A 21,026-nucleotide genomic window follows, 5' to 3' on the forward strand; every position below is an offset into this window, starting at 1 on the left:
GTGAATGTAGTCTAATATTGGTAAATAGATAAAGAATTGGAGATGATTGAACATGAAAGAAATATTTCTGGCATGCTGGTCGGAGGAACGATTGTATATGTGTTGAGTGCAACGACTGTTGGTCTCGTGGATACCAATATTCAGGTCTTAGCTGCATCTGTACACCAACGCAGAATACGCATATGAGGTTAATATATATTGAAAGTACAACAAGATTATTAAAAGGTGGGTACCTCTTATGAAAAAATGGTGTAGGTCTTCTGTCTTCGCTTTATTAGCATTGGGATTCTTTGTTTCAGGGTCAGCTGTACAAGCGGCTAGCACTAAAACAGTGATCACCGAAATCCCCGGATTTAAGGTGAATTTAAACGGGATGAGAATCTATTCACCCGCCTCGCCTTATCCGATACTATTCTATAAAGACATCACATACTTCCCGCTGACTTGGGATTACTGCCAATCCTTGGGCTTAACGATCAATTGGAGCCAAGATGGTGGGCTTGAGATTCAGAACACAGGAACTGGAATGACCGAAATGAAGCAGGACTTGTCCGGTAATAACGATAGCAACGGTACCTTTACAGCTGTATTGCCTTCTTATCCTATTAAGGTAAACGGAGAAATCATAGACAACAGTGCTGAAGACTACCCACTATTGAATTTCCGGGACATTACTTACTTTCCGATGACATGGCGGTTTGCGCATGATGCCTTCAACTTGAAAATTGACTTTTCCACGGGTGGTGGTTTAAGTATCATAAGAGAAGGCGCTCCGATGACCCCCCAACCTGGCAGATATTAAGAGGAGCTGAGAAGGCTGCCGATCCATTTGCTGTCGGCAGCCTTCTCCTGATATTTATTTAGCTATAGTTCTTCGTCAACGCTTGATTATACTTTTTCTTTGCTTGAAAAGTGAGAACATTGAAAGTAACAATATAGCAAGCCCAATATTCAAATACAATCCCTGACCCTCATAAGAAATCATAAGGAAAAGCTCCCACATGTTTGATGGACCAGAATATGGACCATCGTCTCTATCGGCAAGTACGCTAATCGCGGTCAAACAGATGCTAATCTGATCATTTTCACGCCGCTGCCCGGACCGTTATCCAGAGATATCCGAAAAACTCCCATAAAGACATATGAAGCGCCCGAATGGGGGGCGCTTCGCTTGTTTTCGGAGCCGGTCAGCTAAAACGAATTTTTTTTCATCACTTATGATACGGTTCCTTTTATTGGACGCCGCACTGTCATATTCGCATAGTAGCTCTTCATACATTTTGATATATCCAAACAATTCGCATGCCGGCATGGGAGGCTGAGAGATGAACGAGAACAATGGAACTCGCCTTAACAAATGGTCCGGAGATACTCCGGATGCTTTTCATTCGCAGACGGTGGGCGAACGAGGACCCGTATTGGAACAGGACAACGTGCTGCATGAAACGCTGGAGACTTTCATCCATACGAAATTGTTGGAAAGGCCCGTGCATGTCAAAGGCTATGGCGCATTCGGCTACTTTCAGACCGTACATGCCATGACGGCTTACACGCAGCTTTGTTTCTTGCAAAGTCCAGGTCAGCAGGTCCCCGTCGCGGTAAGATTCTCCTTAGCCGTCAGCAACAAAGGCACGCCGGATACTTCTCGTAACGTGCGCGGACTCGCCACCAAGTTCTATACGGATCATGGTGTGTTCGATCTTGTCTGTAACCATATCCCCGTGTTCTCCGTCCGAGACGCCATCCGCTTTCCCGAGTTTATCAAGGCCTTCCTGCCGTCGCCCGTCAACAATCTCATCGATCCGGAACGATTTTGGAGCTTCGTCGCCCGAGCACCGGAATCCACAAGTTTTCTCGTCAGGCTCTACTCCGACGCGGGCACTGTCAAGAGTCTTCGCCACATCCCGGGCCACAGCGTCAATACTTACGTCTGGAAAAACGCGCAAGGTGTCCGCACTTACGTGAAATATCATTGGATGCCTCTTGCGGGTGTGCAGTATATTGACCGTCAAGAAGCAGCCCGGCTCGCTAACGATAATCCGGATTATGCTGGCAAGGACTTATTCGATACGCTGAACGCGGGCAAAACGGTTGAATATGGGCTTTATGTGCAGCTGATGAACCCCAATGACGAGTCCTTTCTCACTTATGATCCGTTGGATAATACAAAGGTATGGGATGAGGGGCAATATCCCTTGCTCCCGGTCGGGAGATTGGTATTAAATCGCAATCCGGATAATTATATGGAGCAAGTAGAAAAGTTGGCTTTCTCCCCTTCCAACCTGCTGGAAGGAGCAGAGTTATCGGACGATAAGATACTGCAGGGGCGTGCAAATATTTATTGGGATTCGCAGCGACGGCGGCTTGGTCCGGAATTCCGTAAGATTCCAATTAATCATCAGCAGAACTGGACGCCCGATTCCCTTGTGACCAGCGGCAACGGGAGATTCGTGGCAGGACGCCTCGTGCGGTCCGACGTGCCCAAGCAAGACGACTTCGCGCAAGCAGGTCAGTATTATCTTGCTCTTTCCCCATTGCAGCAAGAACACTTGGTAGATAACCTAGCCTTCGATCTTGCCGGCATATCCCCCGAAACGCAAAACATCGTGTTCGGCTACCTGTACCAAGCGTCCCCCGAGCTAGGGGAACGTGTCGCCCGAAAGATCCAAACTTCATAAGGAATCGCATTGAGCAAAAATTTGCCGTTACTTGTGATTAGGTTCACCGAAATATATCTAAAAACAAAGTATAGTTTGACCATAATATATACATTAGTATATATAGACAGAGCCACTCCTAACAATGGAGTGGTTTCCTTAGTATTGACTATCATCAAGTCAAACCAACGTTCTCGTTAGTTGAATTAAAGCTTATCATGCATGACATGTTGATCAAACCCAAGACGAGTAAGTAGCTCGGTGTTCCAGCTTATTATCTCTTCTAGTGAATTTTTTTCTGCTTCCATCCGGCAGTGTAGGAAACGCCAACGATACACGCTCCACTTGTAACAAATATCGAATTTATTTAAACCAACTTATTGCCGGCGTTCAAAAACAAGACGTACAGCAAGACCAGTTAAAACACTCCCCATGATCCAACGCTGTACTGATAACCAAGTAGGGCGCGTGCTGAACCACACGGCAACTCTACTCGCAGTCAGTATAATCAAGAGGTTGACTATAAAACTAACGGTTATTTGAACTAGACCTAGAGACGCGCTTTGAAAAAATAATGATCCCCGCGCAGGGTTCTCAAACTGAGGCAGTAGCGACACATATAGAATAGCAATCTTGGGATTGAGCAGGTTAGTCATAAACCCCATGAAAAATAACTTCTTTGGAGGATCAATTGGAAGAATTCGAGTCGACAAAATAGATGTAGCTCCAGGCTTAACTGCATTCCAAGCAAGCCAGAGTAGATACGCCGCACCTGCTATTTTGACTGTTTCGAAAACAAATGGAACCGCAGTAAAAAGTATCGTGAGTCCGAACATTGTTGCAATGATGTAAACAAGAAAACCAAGCATGACGCCAAGAAGAGAGATAACCCCCGCCATACGCCCTTGCGTAATAGAACGAGAAATTAAGTAAATCATGTTAGGACCAGGAGAACAAACCATACCAAGAGAAACGAAGGCAAAGGCTATCAAAGTACCGAAGCTTATGATAATTTTTCTCCTTTCTGAATGAATTCTTTTAAACCAGGACCATAATTTACCTTTATAAGCTGCATATAACTGTATATTCCTCTATGATTTTTGTCAATTCCGAAATTAAACTGCTTGAAATCAAAAAAAGCTGCTTTAATACAGCTCCTGAGCTATAGTTTTTCGCTAGCTTAATGAGCCTTTAACAATTCATTCTTACTTCTTCAACTAATTCCAGTAGTATCTTTCACACCACGCATACCTGCCCGTTCGTACAACAGGCCACCGAGTTTATCACCGGCAGCCTGTTTGATCTTTTATATGAAGCTATCGTTTCCGTTAGTTCAACCTCTTCACGAGTTGTTTACCATCAAATTCAAAGACTAAGGGTGGTCCTTTTTCTTTAGGGCTCCATTGCTCAATCGACTGAATGATAAAAAACTTTACATCTTTAGGTCTATTTATCTTTGAGTTCAAATATTCCGTATTAGGGAAGTTCACCCAAAGGCTATCTATGTCTGAATCGATGTAAACTTCAATCCGGCTTCCTTTATAGGATTCAAGTTCTGCTATCATGATGATATAACCACTATCTGGAGAGACAGTCCAAACAAAAAGTTCATCATTTACTACGATATTAGCATAGGATGATGGGTACGGCGGTTTAGCGCAACTCCGATTACGTCTTGAAAACAGAACTGATGTTCTCTGAACTTCCCCAGATTCTAATGACCTTAAGGTTCTTTGGTTATGCTACTTCCTTCGTCACAGAAACTGCCTCTGACCTGCCGTATATTTAATAAATAGAATCAAGCAGTCCCTTCCTTTTACAAGGTAGGGACTATTTGACGCTTACAGTTCTCTCAAGGTGTTTTTTTCTTTTCTTTTTTTTAGTCTGTATGTTTTGTTTGCTTCATACAAGAAATACATAACTAAGTAAGAGATGATTCCTGTTATAATCGCAGAAGTACTAAGGCCAATCAATGTTTTTAAATATTTGTAAATTACTTTTGACATGTGTTCTGGTTTTGAGAAAGGTATATATTTACCAATCTTAATTCCTAATGGAACAAGAATCCACGGTAAAAATGTTACTTTACAAAGTAAGTTACCAATGATTGCAGTAGGTAACGATGCTCGAAACAATAAAACAAGTGGATATAATAATGCATATCCGGTATAAAGTGTGTACGGCAAAATGATTTCAAGCCCAAATCCTACCGCAAATCCTCGTGAAACCTTCCCTGCCCCGCCTGGAGATCGTAGTAATTTTAAATAATTGAATTTAATTAATCTTCTTAATCTTTGAATATGAGTAAAGTTTTTTCCCAAATAGTTCACCTCACTTCTTTAAGTGTAGCAGATTCCATAGTATTAGCCAAAATGTTGCCAGATAATAACGAGATGTTACAAAGCGTTTCTATTTCTACCGCTCCCATTAACTTCCTCGTCCTTCAATTGCTGAACTGCTGTAGGATATCCTGGGTTTTTATCGACGGTGATCACGCGCGGTGATTGATTATGAGATAAAGTCAACGCCTTTTGAAGAATCGTTTGGCCGCAGGAGCATCTCGATTTTCAGACAGCATGAAATCAATTGTGTTTCCGTTTGAAATCTACTGCTCTATAAAGTATATTCCCACTGTCCTTTGACTTTTATGTTTCATCATCGTGGAATGAATCGATTGTTGGCTTCAAATAGGGACGAATACGCTATCTAATTCCGGTCCAAACTCATGAACCCATCGCAAGATCGTTGTATGAGCGATATGTAAACCCCGTTCTTCCATCATTTCTACTAAATCACGATAATTTAAACTATATTTCAAATACCATCTTACCCTTAACAAGATAACCTCTGATTCATACTGCTTCCACTTAAACAAATCTAATTCCTATTCCAAACTAAATGCCCCACTCCCTTGACTTCATTTCAATGTAAGCGTCAAATAGCCCCCACCTTGTCATGAAGATGAGGACCAGGAGAAGCCGAAATCAGGATTTAAAAACGTGTTAGCGGAAGCAACGATGACCATGGCAGTAGGCTGTCTAGCGCTTCTGGTTTTTTTGGATCTGGAAACTTCGGGAGTTGTTCAAACAGGTACAATAATTTGCCCTTGTTCAAAAATTGGCTGTTTTTCCTCTTCAATCAGTTATCAACTCCCCCATTTGATTGCTACGAGTTTTTGGTTAGGGGCAGTTAGTATAGAAGAGGGTTTGTCTTTATGGAAAATAACCCTCTTCTCCTTAATTATCTAGAGTAGTCTTCCAAACCGCATTTCCAGGCCACAACAAAAGACACCAACCCTTATTAGTTATTTCCTTACAAGGCCCTTATAGTTCAGAGTGTATTTGACCAGCTTACTATTTTTAAGCCAATAACTTTCCTGCACTTTCATAGTATGACTCTTTGAATTTTTTCTTCGGATATAAACATAATTGAATTTATCTGTAGAATAAATTTTAAATCCTCTAGCTCTACATTTTTTTAAAAACCGTGCATCTTCACCTAATGATATATTTGCAAATTTCACACGATTGAATACCTTTTTCTTAAACATAATCGTTCCGCCGGCTACAAATCCGACTAATCTATCTCCTCGGTTAGGATTACGAAGTAGCAAGCTTTTTTTTGAATGTAGATAAACATAAACGGAGCTTTTCCAAACAACATCTACATCTTTTCGCATTAATACACTCATACTTCTCCTTAAATAATTCGGTGCATAATAATCATCATCATCAAACTTGGATATATATTCATATTTAGCTTTGGCAATGGCAAAATTCAAACAGTTTCCTAGTGAAATTTTTTCAGGCATACGGTAAATGGATACATTTTTGAGATGCTTAGCCTTATTTTGGTAAGGAATTAGGCTGACATCATCTCGATTGACGATAATAATCAGTTCTTTATTGATCCCAATCTGATTTTTATAATTACTAAATACATTATTTATAAATTTGGAGTTATTTGTACACGCAATAATAGAGACACCCTTCGTAGCAGTATAAGTATGAAGTCCTGCAAAGCTCATACTTTTCCCCCCTTTCCATCAATATATATAATTCTATGAAACTAATTAATAAATTGTTTGGACATTTGCGATAGTAAAGTCAAGTTTCGGTGAGTGATTTGGATAGATATTTAATTGTTTTTGGCTCAGATATGAAAAAAAACATTTCGTTCTTCAATTAACGAGAATCGATAGTTCAGAATTAGGTGTCCTTTTTCTTTGTCAAGGCATGGGGGGTACTTTACAACGGATTTGAATCGAATTTACAATATATGCCCCCACATCTGCTCCCCCGATAAGACCTAATTTTTGATGACGATCTCATAGGCATAAGAAAAGCACCATCGTAATGATGATGCTTGATGTCACCGCTCTGCTGAAGCAAATTGACCTTTTGTTATGCAACTATAGTTCTACGTACCTCGGTTTTTTTTCTGTATTTTTTCTCATTTTTACTGACTCCCTTGGATTTAATACGAAATCTCAACTCTGCTTTGAAAAGACTCATAATCGTCCAGATGGGCCACAATATAGTCAGCGAGGTCAGATCTTGCAATTCCTTCAGCGCGCTGTAAATGTTGATTTGCGGTTGTTCGGTACTTTCCCGTTCTCAAACCGTTAGTCAACCGTGGAGGTCTAATGACCGTCCAGTCTAGACAGGATTGACTAACTTTTTTTTCCATTCTAGCCATATCTTCGTAGGCATTTTTAAACATACGCTGCACAATGAGCTTAATGACGATCCGTTGCATAAAAGAGATGTCTGCAGGAATCTCGAGACCAGCCGAAGACAGACAAATGAGGCGGCGAATACCGGCGGATCTCATGGCCATCATGATATTGCTCGTACCCTCCGAATAGACGGTAGTAGGATTGCGATGCGAAACCCCGAGCGCCGAAACGACAGCGTCTTTTCCAGACATGAGTTTCTCGATCGAGGAGAAATTCAGCACATCCCCCTGGACCACCTCCATCCTTTCATGGTGAATGTCGAACGCTGCAGGTTGGCGGACAACGACGGTGACCTCATGGCCTGCTTCAAGAGCCTGAACGACGACCTGACGTCCGGTGCCACCCGTAGCTCCAAACACGATTAGTTTCATTCTGACTTTCCTCCGGTGAGCTCTTCGACAAGCCATTTGGCGATGGCTTGTTGACCAGCGATCGAAGGATGAATACCGTCCGGCCCAATGAACTCGGCTGAAACTGGTACACCGAAACCTGATTGCGTGTCGACAACCGTTTCCACCTGATTGCGAATAATATCACCAATAGCCAGAATATCGTCGTTACGCCAGACAAGTTCCCCGTGCAGAAAATGTGGATTTGCGCCGATCCTCTGTTCGTCGAACGTTGGAGGGGTAATCCATACCCAACTAGTTTTGCTCTTTAGTGCGGCGATATGCCGGATTGCAGCTAAATTTTTGGATGTCTCCTCAGGGCTCACTTGAGTTTTGGTTGGCTCAGGCCCAACCCGTAATACGTCGTTGCTTCCGATCATGCAAATTATCCAATTAGGCTGTTTGGACATAATTCCTGTAAATCGCCCGAGAATTTGTGTGGAGGTATGGCCTGAAATCCCTTCATTAATTACAACAATTCCGTCCTCTGGCCGACGCAGTTCGAGCAAATGCCGCAGAATTTCGAGCCAGGAAAGAAGATCATCTGTCGTGCTTTCGCCGACGCCAATTATGTTCTCTCCCTGTTTAAAAGGTAATTGGTCGACTCTATCCGCAAAAGCTGGATCTTCCAGCAATTCTTTTGCCGCGTTCAGTGCTTGTAGCTGCAGTTGTTTTTTTGTCAACTGATAGCTCACTACATCCATTCCATAAAGTGCTGCAATCAAACTCTCGTCCATGTTGCGTATGAAGCTCAACATCTTCTCGGGATGCTGGAACTGAATCAGTTTCAACCATTGTGGGTTTAAAGTATTTTCCATAAATCTGACCACTCCATTTCTTGTTTCCTATTGATTACCTCATGTACATACCGCCGTTTACTTCCAACGTCTCTCCTGATATAAATGAGGAAAGGTCAGTAACCAAAAACAACACACTGTTCGCCACATCCTCTGGCAATCCTTCTTGGTGTAACGGTATGCTTGCGATAATAGACTTGCGGATTTCATCCGTTTTAAAGCGATCATTCGATGTATTAGCAATCACTCCAGGGGCAATAGCATTGACACGGATCCCTTTACCAGCAAATTCTTTCGCGATATTCTTAGTAAAGGTCAGCATTGCACCTTTGGCTGCTGCATAAATCGCAATGCCTAAACCTCCCCCACTGTGTGCTGCCAAAGAAGAAATATTAACTATGTTGCCCGTTCCTTTTTCAACCATGGAGGGTAAAACTGCTTTGCTCAAGAATACGCAGGACTTGAAATTAGAATCCATCATTTGCGTGTAATAATCCTCAGTCATTTCTGTGATTGATGCCCGACCACTCATTTGTCCGGCATTATTGATTAGAATATCGATGGAAGAGCCAAAAGTGGCGTGGATCTGGTTCACTAAAGAATCCATTTGTTTGACATCTGTAAGCTCTGCTTGGAATGCCTGTGCCCGTCCCCCTGCCTCTTCTATTCGGCGAACCGTATCTTCTGCGCTAGCCTTGTTGTTCAGATAATGAACAGCGACAACCGCTCCGAAGGATGCTAACCGAATGGCAATGGCGCTGCCGATTCCTCCACTCCCTCCTGTGACGAGTGCAATTTTCCCAGTTAACTGAATGCTCATTCCCATTCCTCCTATTAATGTTGTCATACCCTATCTTTTTTTGCACTTTTCAACGTTGTAATCGAACCCCAGAACAGCAGCAACGCGATAATCGGGTGAAGCGCTGTGATTGCCGAGATGGAGGAAAAGACTTGAACAGTCAGAAACTGAAAAATAACCAGAACGAACAACAAAAGACTTATCCAGCGAATTCGTCCTTGAAAGCTGCCAATAAAAGTAAGCAGAAACATCACAAGGGGTACCAGTGCGAACATTTTCACAAAACTTTTATGCAGTCCCCCAATCGGTTGAATTTGAAAACATAGCCAAGCCAGCGATGAATACTTGAACCAAAATACAGATTAGAAACGCCCATGCTAGCAAAAGATAGATAAAACGCCCCACTTTGGCGACTGTCGATAACCTGAGGAGATCTATAGAATCTGAGTTACCTCTAGTCTTCTTGTTTTCATTACCTAGTTTCATACTTCTTACTCCTTTCTAAGTATTCATTCTTTTCTTTTACAGCTTTTCCCAATGGCTTGGTATTTTATTTAATTTCATTTCCTACACTACCCGTTGATTATCACAAAACAATGCTGGAAAAAGTCACAAAACGATCACCAAGGAGTTACAATCCAGTTCTACCCGCAAATATCGAGATTAAATATGGTACAATTCATCCAAGATCCTATATGATTTGTGATTGGTGGTTTTCGTATGCACAGCAAACGTACCGTATTAATTGTTGACGATGATCAAACAATCGTGGAATTGATGCGCGATTTTCTCGAAGATGAGGGGTTTGGCGTGATCGAAGCATTTAATGCCGAAATGGCTTTGGTTATTTTGAGCCAATCGATGGTGGACTGCATTATCCTGGATATTATGATGCCTGGTCAGAATGGGTTCGAGCTCTGCCGCCAAATTCGACGGACAAATGATACTCCGCTTATATTCCTCAGTCTCGCGTGGCGAGGACGTGGACAAAATTCGTGGTTTGAGCTTGGGCGGGGACGACTATATTGTCAAATCTGCCACTCCAGAAGAGGTCGTAGCACGCATTAAGGCCGTGCTACGCCGTTACGGAAAAAATGATAGGGACCAAAAACTTGAAATGGATTTTGATAGACTGGTGCTTGATTTAAAAGCGCATGAAGCAAGAATTAACGGTCAACCGGTGCCTTTTACGCCCAAGGAATTCGATATCCTTCGTTTGTTTTTGGAATATCCGCGTCAAGTGTTTACTTATGATCAGCTACTGCAACGCTTTTGGGATGGTATCGGTGACAAGCATACGGTTACTGTCCATATCGGCCGGATTCGCGAAAAGATTGAAGTTGATGTCAAAAATCCCAAACTTCTTACCAATGTTTGGGGAGTCGGTTACCGCTTCGAAGGGGTGCGAAGATGAAGCCGTTGAAAATACGACAATGGATGTTTTTGGGCATGTTAATCGTACTTGTCATTCCTCGCTTGTTCTATGAAATTCCGAGCTTTCTCGATCACAACGTATTCGAACGCAATATGCAATTGCACCAGCAAACAGCATTAGCTACTATCTTGCGAGAGGTGACTACTGGTGTATCACGTTGGAAAGATGCCGACTGGCAAGCTGATCTGCGCGAAAAAGCCGTTCAATCTCATATAGGGGTTTTACTTCTGGATTCTTCTGATCACGAGATTTTTCGTTCCTTGTCTAATAGGTCAGAAAAAAATCCTGATCGACAAGCGGTTGTCATGGAAGGAAGTCAGTTGATGGGGAGTGTGCTGTTTTTCGTTCCAAATAAAGGAAGTATTTTGGCTTCTCTTTTTGCAGTGGTCGCTGCTGCTTGTGCAATTCTTTTTATTGGCTATCAAATGGGGCGAGTTGTTGTAAAACCTCTTGAAGCCATGAGCGCCGCAGCTAGACGGATCGCTGGAGGCGATCTTGACTTCGAACTGCCTGGATCAACCGTCGCGGAAGTCGCAGATGTACGCGCAGCCTTCCAGACTATGGGGAGCGGTCTCCAAGAATCGCTGACACGTCAGTCCAAATTGGAAGAAGAACGCCGTTTCTTTATCAGTGCAATCGCTCACGACCTTAGGACGCCGTTATTTGTCTTGCGAGGTTTTTTGACGAGGCTTGAGAGAGGACTTGCAGATAACCCGGAGAAAGCTGTGAAGTACATTACGATTTGCTATCAAAAAGCTGAACAACTCGAACGCCTTGTTTCCGATCTCTTTTCTTACACGAAGTTGGAGTACGCGGAACAATCCATTCACCGAGAGCAAGTGGAGTTCAATTCATTATTGTCTGAAACGCTGAATGATTTTCGCGCTATTGCTCAGGAAAAAGATGTGGTGATTCTTTATGAATCTCCACAGGAACGATGCATGCTTCAGGGAGATGCTCATTTGCTGAGACGTGCGGTGGGAAATTTAATAGATAATGCACTCCGATATACCCCCCCAACTGGCAGGATTGAAATATGGTGTCAGATGGAAAAGACGCGGATAACTTTCACAATTGAAGATACTGGGCCCGGAATTTCCGATCTAGCTTTACCACATATCTTCGAGCCTTTCTATCGTGGAGATGCTTCAAGAAATCCGCAAAACGCGAGCACTGGGCTTGGACTTACGATTTCACAAAGAATTCTGCGATTACACCAGGGAGATCTAACGGTTCAAAATCGATCATCAGCGGGTGGTGCTATTTTTACGGGTTGGATTTCATGTGAAGATGGCAAACATCGAATTAACCAATAGGTCACCGAGAGTACCGCAGCAGCAACCCTAGTTCAATATTGTGGAGCTAAAGTTTTCCGTTGACCAAAATGTTATTCAGAAAAAATACATGATCTTCAAAAGAATATATCTCTTTTTGCCCAATTGTCAGAAAAAAATAATGTAATAGACTAGATATGCTGCTATAAGCGGATTTTTAATTTTTAAAAACCGTCAGATCCCATAAAATAAGTATTAGACTGGCCCCAACAAAAAGACAGCGGTAGCCTTGGACGAGAAAGTAAAGTCCTAGACTACCGCTGTTCGATTAAACTAACGTGTCCCGTTGAACAACTATTCATCTTTCAATAAGAGCTCCTATGGGTTCGAAAAACCTTTTCATTGGAAGAATAAACTCGGCAGATTTACCTGCGCGGTCATTGAATACAACATTCATTACATTGTCTTAAGAAATAGCGTACAGCATACAATATTGAGAGGCCTTATCGCGGAGTAACTTTAATTCTTCCTGGAGGACTTCAATATGATTATTTAAAATGAGGTGGAAGAAGTCCATGGCAAAGCGAAAATCTACTATACCTAAAGGAAGGAAAAATTCATCCGTAGTGGTGCCCGGGACTGAAGCAGCGATGAAAATAAAGATTAGTTCCACACCTGGTTCGTCAAACAAACAAGGGGCCTCTGGCGCTTACAGCAACAGCGCAATCGCAATGATGCCGCCTGTACAGTCGGTCCCCACCTCGAATCAAGAGCAAGCCCTCGGCATTAAGATCGCGAGGGCGATGCTGTCTGGCCCGCGACACATCACCGAGGATGCAACAGTTGCAGAAATGGGTGCAGACGGCAAACTGATCATCTTGCGTCAAGGCACCAACGATTGGATATGCTTTCCCGGAGATGAGAATCAGATCAGCAATCCCCCTATGTGCGCCGATCACATGGGCCTGCAATGGATGATGGACATCATGGCCAAGAAACCGAAACCCACGAATACTGCTCCAGGCATCATCTATATGCTGTGCGGAGCCACGCAGCATAGCAATACCGACCCTTTCGATAAAACAAGCCCGGCAATCCCGATTGGTCCGCACTGGATGATAATTTGGCCTTTTGACGCCAAGAAGTTCGGACTGCCCAATACAGTCAGAGATGCGGGTGCCTGGGTGATGTTTGATGGCACACCTTACTCCTATCTGCATATCTGCGGCACACCTTGGGTGGGCAATGTTTACAATGAGAAGAACCCCGGCGATCAGGTTCCGATCTGGACCATGGTGTATGGCCCGCGATCAGAGCCTTAATGTTGGCAGCAGATGTGTCCGCTGCAACTGGTATCTTGTGCCTTCGTATAATTGTTGAGCTATCGTTTCCGCTAGCGTAACGAATCATTGATTCATTCTTCGAAAGCTTACAGGTTCTTTCGCTTAACGTATCGCACGACCCAGAAAATTGCTGCATAAACCGTGAAAGTAATCACAGCCAATACGGGATACACGTATGGATCAATATGTATCACGACGAAGTAAGAATCGTGATATTGAAAATCTTCTGGAGGCCCCTTCACGATACCGAGATTAGTAATAGCTACAATTGCGAAAAACACGATCATCGGTACAGACAAGGATAAAAGTATCCCGGCAACCACGCTTTTCCTGCTCATTCTAATCTTTTCCTTCCCTCTAAATACCGCTGACTCTCTTTGTGTGGATTGAGCTATAGTTTCCGTTAGTTCAATGATGAGACCATTATTGGGGGAGTTCCGAAATGACTCCATCCAAGGGTCCTATCATCTGGACAAATTCTCCTGTATTAGCCTGAATATTTACACCATACCCAACAACCATAACAGACCATTGCCTACTTCCTATAATTTTGTTCCAAACCGTATCATTCGTAAGCACACAATATTCAGCTGACTTCTGCGTATCTATATCTGCGTTCATTTTTTTGTTGATTACTTGAATATATTCTTTTGCTTTGATAATAGCATTATCTTCTGTAAGAATGGGTTTTTGTAATTGATAAATAATAAATAGACTTATAGATATCAGAGAAACTAAAAAAATCTTCTTCATTGTTTTCACCACTTTTTCAAAAAAATACTGAAGTGTTTTGTTGCGTATCGCTCAACTATCGTTCCGTGTTATTTTAATCCATGGTCATCGTCAATCATCCATGAAAACTCTTTAGCAATTAAGTTTGCAATTTCAGATATCGAATGTTCTAAAATGTTATCAATATATCTCGGTAGATCGATCTCAATTAAATTTACTTCTTCGATACCATCAAGTGTATTAAACGCGTAGCCTCCATTGGGATTTGCAGGAATACCCATTATTTCTACAGTCTCTCCATTGATCTCTTTAATAAATTTTAGGTGTCTAACTTTTGTAAACCCCAAATTACTCGTTAAGTAATACTCCAGCACTTCCGATTTTATTTGTTTTGTGTAATCATCAGAGTGAATACTAATATAGTCATACATAATACCACCTCACTCAGATCTCATTTTATAGCTCGATAAGATTAGTTTATTCCTGCAAAGATCCATTAATGAAATCTGCCTGATAAGTGAGTGAAAGACTGCCGATCGTGCCGGCAGACTTTCACTGTTGTATATTGAACAAACGGTTCTCGTTAGCTTAATCACTTGTGCTCTTATTTTCCGTATTCAGTTATTTTAAATGCCTGCTTTAAGCAAGCAAGTTGATTTAATTTCACCCCCATTTTATCGTTGAACACTCTGTAAATAAGTATCGCTAAGTCTGTTTCAGACTTACACGACGAGGATTTCTGAGAGATTTCTCTTACTTCAATGCTATATTCGTTTTCTGGAGCACCTCCTGCTAAAAGACCAACAGGGTCCCAGTCATTAATTACTTGGGTTAGAAACTCTATATCTATGTTCACCTATTTATCACCTTCTGATATTGGTTATATGTTCTTAACCGCCCGTAAGCGGCTGCCGATTCATACAGCAACTGCTTTAATTATATGCTTCCAAGTATTGTAGATTCCGTCATCCTGCCCGTTACAACAGATAACGGCAGCCGATCATTTGCCGACTGCCGTCAAGTAATCAATCATTTCCCTCCGACCGACCGGTGCAGCGACCCGACCAGGTCTACAAAGTGACGCCCGCGCTCTTCAAAGTTACGATATTGGTCAAAAGCAGTGCATGCAGGACTCAACAGCACAGTGTCACCTGGTACGGACAGCTTGTGCGCCTGCGCCACTGCTTCGGCCAGGCCTTCGCAGCGGACAATAGGTGGGCAACTAGGCACTCTGCGCGCCTCTGCCTCGATTTGACTGGCCGCTTCTCCGATCAACAGCAGCACCTTGACATGTTCTGGCAGCAGTCTAGCCATCTCGTCAAAGGGTACTTTCTTATCTCGCCCACCGGCGATCAGCAGCACTCGGCCCACATGCGCATGCAGCGTAGCGACGGTACGGGCGGGGCTGGAGCCGATTGAATTGTTGTAATAATGCACGCCGCCCACAGTAGCTACCCACTGGTTTCGGTGCTCCACGCCGACGAAGTTGCGCACCGTCTCCAGGATTGCTTCATCAGACACGGTCCCCCGTACGGCGGTCATGGCAGCCATAACGTTCTCCACGTTATACCATCCCGGCAAACGAATATCACTGATGGGTAATAGACCGTCAATTATGCCATCGTGGATAGTGTGCACGCCGAAATACTTGGTCCGTCCCCGCCCGCGCAGATCAGCGGTCGCCGGATTGTCGCCGTTTAGGACGGCAAAGTCGTTAGCACTTTGAAAATCTAGTAGGCGGCGCTTAGCGGCGGCATATTCATCTATATCGCGGTGCCAGTCGAGGTGATTAGGCGAGAGGTTGGTAATCACCGCCACATGGGGAGAGCGCGTCATGTCCATCAGCTGGAAGCTGGACAACTCAACCGCACATGCATCCAGCGGCGACATTTCGCCCACGCGCGTCAGAAGTGGCGTGCCAATGTTGCCGCCCAGATGAACCGTACGCCCCCCGTCAGCCAACATGTCTGCAATCAATGACGTAGTGGTGGTCTTACCGTCCGAACCGGTCACGCCGAAAATAGGACAAGGACACAGCGCAAAGAACTCCTCCATCTCACTGGTCACTCGACTGCCGCCAGCACGGGCCGAGTCCAACGCCGGATTGTCTGGGCGCATACCCGGAGTGCGGAACACTACGTCGCCCCCAATGCGATCCAGATAATTCTCCCCCAGGCACAACCCGACGCCTAGATTGTCCCACTCCTCCCGCGTCAAGGCCGGATTGCGGTCGCACACGGTGACGTGCGCCTCGGCCGAGCACAGCATGCGGATCAGTGGTGAATTGCTGACGCCAGCGCCGATGACGGTCACGTCCCGACCGGCCAGCGATTGGATGTAGGTGTCATAGGCAGGATTCATAAGCACCTCCGCTTAGAAAATGTCATTTAATCAAATATACCACATATTGGAACTATCCTGCCTGTTACTTCAATGAAATCAAAAAAAGAGCTGCCTCAAAGCAAGCTCTTACACTGTTGTTCTCCGTAAAAAGGCAATCAAGAACAATCGATTCTGCAACCATTTTGGACTACAATGTAACTAACCAAACAAACTCGATTCCTGTTCTTTCTTTTATTTCACTAACATGCTCCTCAGTTGCACAACCAATTATGCAATCCTGCCCCCCAGGTTAAAGTAAGTAAATTTAAGTTCCTTATTCATAGAATGTAGTAATTTTGCGAATTCAATAAATATTTTTGTATCGACCCAATCCGCATCAACTTTCAATTTTATTTTCTTTGATTTATGGATGATCCAAGAGACACAAGTATGTCTCTAAATGATGCTTCTCCTTTCCCCTAACATCTAGTTTGTCAATTCAGTTCGCTATATGAATACCTATTCATTACGTTCAGCGTAAGCATCTGTCAATCACCAGCCATACAGCCCGTTAACGTAACGAGGCTGCCATTGATCCACCGGCAGCCTCGTTTTGTTGTTTATCGAACCATCGTTCTGCGTTAGTTAAATCGACTTGTGTTGATCACATAAATCATACTCAACATGGGAATTAATAACTTATTGACAATAAATAGAAAAATAAATGAGGTTGTTTTTATGTCGGATGCAAATAAACAAAAAATTGTCGAGAGTGTCCCCCAACATGGCTTTCTCGGACACCCAAAGGGAGTATTCACTCTTTTTTTTACCGAGTTTTGGGAGCGTTTCTCTTATTATGGTATGCGGGCTATCCTTGTTTTCTATATGTATTATGAGGTGTCAAGAGGCGGGTTGGGACTGGACAAAACCCTTTCTCTAGCCATTATGTCCATCTACGGTTCGCTGGTATATATGTCCGGCATCATCGGCGGCTGGCTGGCCGACAGAATATTCGGCACGTCAAAAGCTGTATTTTACGGCGGGATCTTGATTATGTTTGGCCATATTGTTCTTGCAGTGCCTGGAAGCGTCACGTTGTTCTTTGTTTCCATGGTGCTCATCGTGCTGGGTACTGGCTTGTTAAAACCTAATGTTTCAAGTGTTGTAGGTGAAATTTACGGTGAAAAAGATAACCGCCGCGATGCCGGATTCAGCATTTTCTATATGGGGATTAACCTTGGCGCATTTCTTTCTCCTTTGGTTGTCGGAACTGTAGGCACACAATATAACTTCCATCTAGGATTTTCAATTGCAGCTGTAGGGATGTTTCTAGGCCTCGTCGTTTTTACGCTCACCAAGAAAAAAAATCTCGGTCTTGCCGGCACATTCATCGCCAATCCTCTTTCACCGGCTGAAAGGGCAAAAGCGTTCTTCAGGATTGGCTTGGGTGTTGCTCTTGTGGCTATAGCACTGGCTATTACAATTCCAATGGGGCTGCTTACATTTAGTACTTTTGTTAAGTTAGTGGGAATTCTCGGGATTCTCATTCCAACCCTTTACTTCATTGTCATGTACAGAAGTCCTAAAACAACAGCTATCGAACGTTCCAGAATCATTGCTTACATTCCGCTGTTCATTGCTTCCGTTATGTTCTGGGCGATCCAAGAACAAGGATCAACCATCCTTGCCAATTATGCCGATGAACGCACACAGTTAGACTTTGCAGGTATTCATATTTCACCTGCTTGGTTCCAATCGTTAAATCCGTTGTTTGTTATCATTTTTGCACCCATATTCGCCTGGTTTTGGGTAAAACTTGGAGAACGTCAACCATCCATTCCTGTAAAATTTGCATTAAGCTTATTGTTCTCCGGCTTATCCTTCATTGTCATTCTATTACCTGCTTACTTTGGCGGCACTGGGTCATTGGTTAATCCATTATGGCTCGTTCTGAGCTATTTCATATGTGTGCTCGGTGAATTATGCTTATCACCTGTAGGTCTCTCCGCTACGACCAAATTAGCGCCCGCCGCCTTCTACGCTCAAAGCATGAGCCTGTGGTTCTTATCAAGCGCTGCCGCTCAGGCCGTTAATGCACAGATTGTTAAGTTCTACACACCAGAAAACGAAATGGGTTACTTCGGTGTCATTGGAGCGATATCACTAATCCTTGGTTTCATCCTGCTACTGCTTGCCCCGAAAGTTCAAAGTTATATGAAGGGTTTACGATAAAAACAAAGCCGCAATGCGACATATCGCAAGGCGGCTTCCTGTTTCCTGAGAAAGTTACCGGTTACCGGGACATCTACTCCCATGTATATAGGACATTTATTTGTTATTTTTACAATAACCAAATATGTAACTACATTTGTGTCATTTAAGTACAATGTGGGAACTTTTGTGACGCAGAGTTACGACAAGAAAGTTCCTACATATATAAAGAAAAGCCCATATATTATGGGCATTAAAGAAATTTTATGTGGCACATTTGTGTCGTTAGATTACATCAATATCATCCAACAACGACATAAATGTTCCTACATTATCTTACGGCTCCATGATGGAAGTGTGTTAAGCGTTAAGGTTTAATAGGGTCTGGGGCTCTACTTTCTCAAGATATTTCTATTTCAATGGATTTTGTTCAAAGAACATTTCTCTTTGTTCCTTATGTGCTGTATTGCCAATTAGTTTTTTACCAGAAGGAAAAGTGATTTCATAAACATAATAATTTTGATTATGCGGATCAAATTGGTCTTCCCTAAGATCTTCTTCATTAATTGGACTTGTATCAAGTATGCATTTTGTCTTCAACAATTTCTTCTTGAAGTTATTGAGAGCTAACTTTCTTCTAAATAACGGAATTATACCTGCTTCTCTCCAAAGCTCTAATCCATTTCCTAATTCTATATGCCTATAAGCGTTTTCTTTAATGCTTACAGTTAATTCTCCAAACTCAATCATAGTTGCAGCCAATCCTATATAAAATAATGGTTCAAGATCTTTATCATCAATTCAGAATAAATTCTGCCTATCCTGGCTTCAATCTGTTTTGCAGAAATATCTTCTTTTCTGAAAAGCCTATAATAATCTTTTATATCCAGCGTAAAATCATCTTCAAAGATTCCATATCCCCAAGTACCCACTTAATCACCACCATAAATTGGATTCAAAAATAAACAATGGAAATTGTTGCCTTCTATAAATTCGCTGACTCAACTATAAGTCCTTTTTAAATTGTACTAAACTTTCCAATAGCTTAACAACTAAATACACTCTGTCGGGAATGGGATCAAGTTCCGATTCCCCTCCGGCTTTTTTCCAAATAAAAAAAAGCCTGCCGCGCGAGGATTAATTTACTCGCTGCGCGGCGTGGCCCCGATCTTCAAATCCTGAAAATATCTAAATTCTTAACGTATCACTTACAATTCAAAATAGGCAGAAAATCAAATCAATCTGATATTAATTTGGAATAGATATTGAGATCATTAAACTTTCCTTCTACTCTTTCATATTGTCTAAGTGTTCCTTCAAACGTAAAGTTGAGCTTTTGTAAAAGCTTTATAGAATTCACGTTTTCGGGGTCAACCTTTGCTTCGATTCGATTCAGCTTTAAAGATGAGAATGCGTGATCTAACAAAGAACTGATAGCTTCTGAAGCGTATCCTCTTCCCCAAAATGATTTAGCAATGTCATATCCAATTTCTGCCTTTTCATTTTCAAAATCAAAGGAATTATAACCACAAGAACCTATAATTTCATTGGACTCTTTTTTAATTATGGAGAAACGAATAGCCTCACTGTCTCGAGAAAGATCATCAAAAAGATTAATCATCTCTTTTGCTTGATTTTCATCAGTAAAACAACTAACATTCATAAATTTAGTAACATCTGGATCAGACCAAATTTTAAACAAACTAGACGAATCCGATACTTTCATTTTTCTCAAATGTAAACGTTCTGTGTGTAACTCTGTAATCAATACTTTTACCTCCATTATATTTTAATAGTTAGGTTTAAGATATTGACATCTGCGCATAGTTCAGTCCCTTCATTTTGAAATTAGTTTCATTATACAAGAGCTTATAGGATTTATCTACGATCGGCTTTTGCTGTTAAACTTTTCCGTTAGCTTATTTCACTGCTAATTTTGAAGCGGCTTCTTCAGCTTCTTTATAAGCTTTTTTTAATACTTCATCTCTGTCCAGTTTATCAGTACTTTGCACTCGAAGAATTTGATAATCTTCAATACCAAAAAAATTGAACATCGACTTCAAGTATTTATGCGAATATTCAACTTCGGTATACCAGTCATTATTGGTATAGATTGCCCCACTTCCTTGTATCACAAGCATACTTCTTCCATCTTTATCACGGTACCCCCCATTCAAAGACTTATTGTATCTATAATATCTTCGAAATCGCTAATTAGTCAAGTTATAACTTAGATTTGTAATTAAAGGACACATAAGGAAAATGCCAAGCAGATGTGATATAAGTCATTAAGAAAGTGACAAGTGCATTCTGACGGCTGCACTAATAA

Annotated in this window: 24 protein-coding genes and 2 pseudogenes; 8 read left to right on the top strand and 18 right to left on the bottom strand. The window is 42.3% G+C overall.

Annotated features, from left to right (window positions below):
* The first annotated feature begins 238 nt into the window (after positions 1-238).
* Positions 239-802 (top strand): hypothetical protein, encoded by a 564-nt coding sequence (locus ACBP55_RS19485; protein WP_464644262.1) that lies wholly within the window; start codon positions 239-241, stop codon positions 800-802.
* A 523-nt stretch (positions 803-1,325) separates the two neighbouring features.
* Positions 1,326-2,678: a catalase gene (locus tag ACBP55_RS19490; RefSeq protein ID WP_464644264.1), complete on the top strand. Its 1,353-nt coding sequence runs from the start codon at positions 1,326-1,328 to the stop codon at positions 2,676-2,678.
* 356 nt (positions 2,679-3,034) lie between these two features.
* Here ACBP55_RS19490 and ACBP55_RS19495 read toward each other — a convergent pair whose 3' ends face one another.
* The 3 genes and pseudogenes from ACBP55_RS19495 to ACBP55_RS19505 all read right to left on the bottom strand — a co-directional run.
* Positions 3,035-3,667: a LysE family translocator gene (locus ACBP55_RS19495; protein ID WP_464653358.1), complete on the bottom strand. Its 633-nt coding sequence runs from the start codon at positions 3,665-3,667 to the stop codon at positions 3,035-3,037.
* Between the two features lie 831 nt (positions 3,668-4,498).
* A complete protein-coding gene (locus ACBP55_RS19500) occupies positions 4,499-4,978 on the bottom strand; it encodes a DUF2062 domain-containing protein (protein WP_464644265.1) in 480 nt (159 codons plus the stop codon).
* A gap of 111 nt (positions 4,979-5,089) precedes the next feature.
* Positions 5,090-5,532, bottom strand: a pseudogene (locus ACBP55_RS19505) (IS6 family transposase); the annotation flags it as partial.
* A 124-nt stretch (positions 5,533-5,656) separates the two neighbouring features.
* Here ACBP55_RS19505 and ACBP55_RS19510 point away from each other — a divergent pair.
* Positions 5,657-5,905 carry a hypothetical protein gene (locus ACBP55_RS19510; protein ID WP_464653577.1) on the top strand — a complete coding sequence of 83 codons (249 nt, stop codon included), beginning with the start codon at positions 5,657-5,659 and terminating at the stop codon, positions 5,903-5,905.
* Between the two features lie 56 nt (positions 5,906-5,961).
* Here the strand turns inward: ACBP55_RS19510 and ACBP55_RS19515 are convergent, their stop codons facing one another.
* The 6 genes from ACBP55_RS19515 to ACBP55_RS19540 form a co-directional block, all read right to left on the bottom strand.
* Positions 5,962-6,684 carry a glycosyltransferase family 2 protein gene (locus ACBP55_RS19515; RefSeq protein WP_464644267.1) on the bottom strand — a complete coding sequence of 241 codons (723 nt, stop codon included), beginning with the start codon at positions 6,682-6,684 and terminating at the stop codon, positions 5,962-5,964.
* Between the two features lie 449 nt (positions 6,685-7,133).
* Positions 7,134-7,766 carry an NAD(P)-dependent oxidoreductase gene (locus ACBP55_RS19520; protein ID WP_464644269.1) on the bottom strand — a complete coding sequence of 211 codons (633 nt, stop codon included), beginning with the start codon at positions 7,764-7,766 and terminating at the stop codon, positions 7,134-7,136.
* Positions 7,763-8,602 carry an SGNH/GDSL hydrolase family protein gene (locus ACBP55_RS19525; protein ID WP_464644271.1) on the bottom strand — a complete coding sequence of 280 codons (840 nt, stop codon included), beginning with the start codon at positions 8,600-8,602 and terminating at the stop codon, positions 7,763-7,765. Before ACBP55_RS19525 ends, ACBP55_RS19520 begins: the two co-directional genes overlap by 4 nt.
* A gap of 34 nt (positions 8,603-8,636) precedes the next feature.
* Positions 8,637-9,401 carry an SDR family NAD(P)-dependent oxidoreductase gene (locus tag ACBP55_RS19530; protein WP_464644272.1) on the bottom strand — a complete coding sequence of 255 codons (765 nt, stop codon included), beginning with the start codon at positions 9,399-9,401 and terminating at the stop codon, positions 8,637-8,639.
* A 23-nt stretch (positions 9,402-9,424) separates the two neighbouring features.
* Complete coding sequence (locus ACBP55_RS19535) at positions 9,425-9,655, bottom strand: DUF6220 domain-containing protein (RefSeq protein ID WP_464644274.1); 231 nt, start codon at positions 9,653-9,655, stop codon at positions 9,425-9,427.
* Positions 9,656-9,668: 13 nt separating this feature from the next.
* Positions 9,669-9,866: a hypothetical protein gene (locus tag ACBP55_RS19540; RefSeq protein ID WP_464644275.1), complete on the bottom strand. Its 198-nt coding sequence runs from the start codon at positions 9,864-9,866 to the stop codon at positions 9,669-9,671.
* 291 nt (positions 9,867-10,157) lie between these two features.
* On the opposite strand from ACBP55_RS19540, the gene ACBP55_RS19545 reads away from it, so the two are divergent.
* The 4 genes from ACBP55_RS19545 to ACBP55_RS19560 all read left to right on the top strand — a co-directional run bounded on the left by ACBP55_RS19545 (position 10,158) and on the right by ACBP55_RS19560 (position 13,411).
* On the top strand, positions 10,158-10,448 hold the full coding sequence (locus ACBP55_RS19545; protein WP_464653359.1) for a response regulator: 291 nt from the start codon (positions 10,158-10,160) through the stop codon (positions 10,446-10,448).
* On the top strand, positions 10,363-10,794 hold the full coding sequence (locus ACBP55_RS19550; RefSeq protein WP_464644277.1) for a response regulator transcription factor: 432 nt from the start codon (positions 10,363-10,365) through the stop codon (positions 10,792-10,794). Before ACBP55_RS19545 ends, ACBP55_RS19550 begins: the two co-directional genes overlap by 86 nt.
* Positions 10,791-12,131, top strand: coding sequence for a sensor histidine kinase (locus ACBP55_RS19555; RefSeq protein ID WP_464644279.1), 1,341 nt, complete (start codon positions 10,791-10,793; stop codon positions 12,129-12,131). Before ACBP55_RS19550 ends, ACBP55_RS19555 begins: the two co-directional genes overlap by 4 nt.
* Before the next feature lie 533 nt (positions 12,132-12,664).
* Entirely contained in the window at positions 12,665-13,411 is a 747-nt protein-coding gene (locus ACBP55_RS19560; protein WP_464644280.1) for a hypothetical protein, read from the top strand.
* A 107-nt stretch (positions 13,412-13,518) separates the two neighbouring features.
* Here ACBP55_RS19560 and ACBP55_RS19565 read toward each other — a convergent pair whose 3' ends face one another.
* From ACBP55_RS19565 to murD, 5 genes are all read right to left on the bottom strand, one after another.
* Positions 13,519-13,770: a hypothetical protein gene (locus tag ACBP55_RS19565; RefSeq protein ID WP_464644281.1), complete on the bottom strand. Its 252-nt coding sequence runs from the start codon at positions 13,768-13,770 to the stop codon at positions 13,519-13,521.
* Positions 13,771-13,855: 85 nt separating this feature from the next.
* Positions 13,856-14,185, bottom strand: a complete 330-nt coding sequence (locus ACBP55_RS19570) for a hypothetical protein (RefSeq protein ID WP_464644283.1) — start codon at positions 14,183-14,185, stop codon at positions 13,856-13,858.
* 68 nt (positions 14,186-14,253) lie between these two features.
* Complete coding sequence (locus ACBP55_RS19575; protein WP_464644285.1) at positions 14,254-14,595, bottom strand: hypothetical protein; 342 nt, start codon at positions 14,593-14,595, stop codon at positions 14,254-14,256.
* 173 nt (positions 14,596-14,768) lie between these two features.
* On the bottom strand, positions 14,769-15,020 hold the full coding sequence (locus tag ACBP55_RS19580; RefSeq protein WP_464644286.1) for a hypothetical protein: 252 nt from the start codon (positions 15,018-15,020) through the stop codon (positions 14,769-14,771).
* 173 nt (positions 15,021-15,193) lie between these two features.
* Entirely contained in the window at positions 15,194-16,525 is a 1,332-nt protein-coding gene (gene murD / locus ACBP55_RS19585) for a UDP-N-acetylmuramoyl-L-alanine--D-glutamate ligase (protein WP_464644288.1), read from the bottom strand.
* Positions 16,526-17,224: 699 nt separating this feature from the next.
* On the opposite strand from murD, the gene ACBP55_RS19590 reads away from it, so the two are divergent.
* Complete coding sequence (locus tag ACBP55_RS19590; RefSeq protein ID WP_464644290.1) at positions 17,225-18,718, top strand: peptide MFS transporter; 1,494 nt, start codon at positions 17,225-17,227, stop codon at positions 18,716-18,718.
* Positions 18,719-19,108: 390 nt separating this feature from the next.
* Here the strand turns inward: ACBP55_RS19590 and ACBP55_RS19595 are convergent, their stop codons facing one another.
* The 4 genes and pseudogenes from ACBP55_RS19595 to ACBP55_RS19610 form a co-directional block, all read right to left on the bottom strand.
* Positions 19,109-19,447: a hypothetical protein gene (locus ACBP55_RS19595; RefSeq protein WP_464644291.1), complete on the bottom strand. Its 339-nt coding sequence runs from the start codon at positions 19,445-19,447 to the stop codon at positions 19,109-19,111.
* A 14-nt stretch (positions 19,448-19,461) separates the two neighbouring features.
* Positions 19,462-19,629, bottom strand: coding sequence for a hypothetical protein (locus tag ACBP55_RS19600; RefSeq protein ID WP_464644293.1), 168 nt, complete (start codon positions 19,627-19,629; stop codon positions 19,462-19,464).
* A gap of 305 nt (positions 19,630-19,934) precedes the next feature.
* Positions 19,935-20,465: a GNAT family N-acetyltransferase gene (locus ACBP55_RS19605; RefSeq protein WP_464644295.1), complete on the bottom strand. Its 531-nt coding sequence runs from the start codon at positions 20,463-20,465 to the stop codon at positions 19,935-19,937.
* Positions 20,466-20,616: 151 nt separating this feature from the next.
* Positions 20,617-20,901: pseudogene (locus tag ACBP55_RS19610) on the bottom strand (NAD(P)H-dependent oxidoreductase); the annotation flags it as partial.
* Positions 20,902-21,026: the final 125 nt, after the last annotated feature.

The organism is Paenibacillus sp. WG02, from assembly GCF_055396115.1.